Source organism: Bradyrhizobium sp. Ken01 (assembly GCF_055807355.1).
The window spans coordinates 1-272 of record NZ_JBVVPC010000206.1; the positions used below are offsets into that span (position 1 = coordinate 1).

The following is a 272-nucleotide window of genomic DNA, read 5'->3' on the forward strand; positions in this document are numbered from 1 at the left end:
CGAGTATCACCGCCGCCGCGTTGAAGTGCAGAGCACGTTTGACCACCTCCCGGGGATGCACCTCGGTGCGGTTAATCGTGCCGGTGAAGAGCGTTTCATGGGCAATCAACTGATTCTGGTTGTCCAGATACAACACCCGGAACTCTTCCCGCTCAAGCGCGGCCATATGCAGTCGCAGCCATTCACGTACGGCGTGGGTAGAGGTGAAGGCTACGCCGGGCTCATGCAGGTGGCGGTCCAGAGCCCTGAGCGCCCGCTGAATGAGACGCCGG

At 61.4% G+C, this 272-nt stretch carries 1 protein-coding gene; it reads right to left on the reverse strand.

Going from position 1 to position 272, the window contains the following annotated elements; translation table 11 throughout:
* On the reverse strand, positions 1-272 hold a 272-nt coding region (locus tag AC0L3S_RS39360; protein WP_473285351.1), incomplete at both ends, for a JAB domain-containing protein.